2 protein-coding genes are annotated in these 1,960 nt (G+C 37.1%); both read left to right on the top strand.

Features of this window, described 5'->3' with window-relative positions:
- Window positions 1–413, top strand: a 413-nt coding sequence (locus KDK18_RS06125; protein WP_257253965.1) for a hypothetical protein, incomplete at its 5' end; no start/stop codon positions are given.
- Window positions 414–548: 135 nt separating this feature from the next.
- Entirely contained in the window at window positions 549–1,478 is a 930-nt protein-coding gene (locus tag KDK18_RS06120; RefSeq protein WP_257253964.1) for a hypothetical protein, read from the top strand.
- Window positions 1,479–1,960: the final 482 nt, after the last annotated feature.

The raw sequence follows: 1,960 nt of genomic DNA, 5'->3' as shown, positions 1-1,960 counted from the left end.
CCTTGAAACATTCTCTGAGGCTTAATATTGTTATTGATGAACTTAGGGTGAGCTTTTCAGTGCTTCACTATAAGCTAAATGCTTCTGCAACATCGGCTAAAGATGTGCTTTTGCAAAATCTACAGCAATCAATGAGTCAAGTCTTGCATGAACATGTATCTCAAGAACTTTCTACGGCGTTAATGGAGTTCAGTACAGTTATTATACATGGTGTAAGTATGAGTGATTACCTACATCCGTTTGAATCAATGGAGGTAAGAGATTTGAAAGTAAAAATCACATCTCTAATGGAACAAATATTAAATATTTTTCTCAATAGTCAAGATCTCCATGACTTTTATAGGTCTATTGGAATGGATGCCAGTTTTTCTGAAATTGTGGCTTTTTTACAATCTATTTTGTCTGAAAAGTAATTTATCCACATTAACAACAAGTATAACAAATGCAACCAGTTCTTTCTGGGGTCTCCCCCCTACATCTGATGCGCCTTGATCGCACAGCAGAACCATACGTTAGATGAAGTTAGATTAATGCATGAGATAAGTAATATGAATATTGCAGGAAAAAAGCTACCTTCAATTAATACAGAAGATGTATCGCTATCTGATAAAAAGCAAAAAAACGAATGTGATGAAAATTCTAAGGAAAAACTTATTCCTCATAGAAAAAGTGAACCATTTTATGGATTGGAACTGAAAAGCAGGAAGGTTGAAGAAATAAGTTTGCATGATGGGCAAAAATATAAAAATCTCTGTATTACACCAGAGAGGCTATCTAAAAAGGGGGTTTTATTAGCAGATAAAGATGATCAAGAATCAATATTGAAAGTTGCAAATTTAATTTTCAAGGCGATGAATAACCCAAGTAATCCTTTATATACATTCTTATCGGGAGGAAACACTCCAACAGCCAGTGATGAAGCTAAAAGGATAAAAGTTAATAACTTTCTGGAATCTTATGATGAATTAGATCTTTTCATTACTCTTCATTCTAATGGAAAAAAGCTGGATACAAAGACTTTCGTTTCCGATGAAGAGCTTAATAGCACCTTTGAAAACTATGGTGTTGTGATTCTGAATGGATTGAATCCAGACAAGCATTCTACTTTAATGCTTGGTTGTGGTCATAATAATGATTATTGTGATCATTCAAACATAGATACTTTGGATATTCGGGCAAGTATCAAACCTGATGTTTTATTACAGTGGGGAGACAAAAGAGCAATTGAATATCTCAGTATATTAAATAAATATGATGAAATTGTTGATGAAGGACCTTTGTGTTCATTTATGAATTACTCGGATGATTATTTCTCGGCAGTAAGGTCATGCTTGGTTGAAAATGGAAAATTACGACTACCAAGCCACGTGCTTGATGAAAGTAAAATTCCATTAGACTTTATAAAAGATGGCTCTTCAAAGAGAAATAATTTTGGTTCACGTCACTTTTGCACAACCTATATCTACTCCCCTGGTTGAAATCACCTAACAAGTGGCTATGCTGCCAACTGCAGATTATCCTGCTAAACCGGCACTGGCCGAAGATTCGGCAGCAACTGTCATCAGGAACCTACCAACCCAAACCCATGCGGTGGGATGACCCCCACCAAACCGGATGAGAGCAAGCGCAAGATCTTAGAGTAGACATTAAGCCTCACCCACAGCACAAAGATCTAATCTTGTACGCCCTGAACAAACATCTTGTGCAGGGTGTTCACGTTTCGCATTATCTGCCCAGAAGTCGAGGAGCTTCCTTGTATGTGAGTGCAGAGACTTACCATAAGGGATAAAATGACATTACCAAACAGACTGGTTCCACTTTTCATCGCCTTATTTATTTTGGCTGTTCAAGGTGAGTTCTGCCGCCGGAAATGAATCTTTTTTGAGCTTAATGTCTACCCTTAGAGCGCAAGATGGCCTTCTGCCGCCTGTACTTTCAAATATCGTACTCAATAATCTGG

The organism is Endozoicomonas sp. SESOKO3 (assembly GCF_024606255.1).
This window is presented reverse-complemented; position numbering and strand designations above follow the sequence as displayed.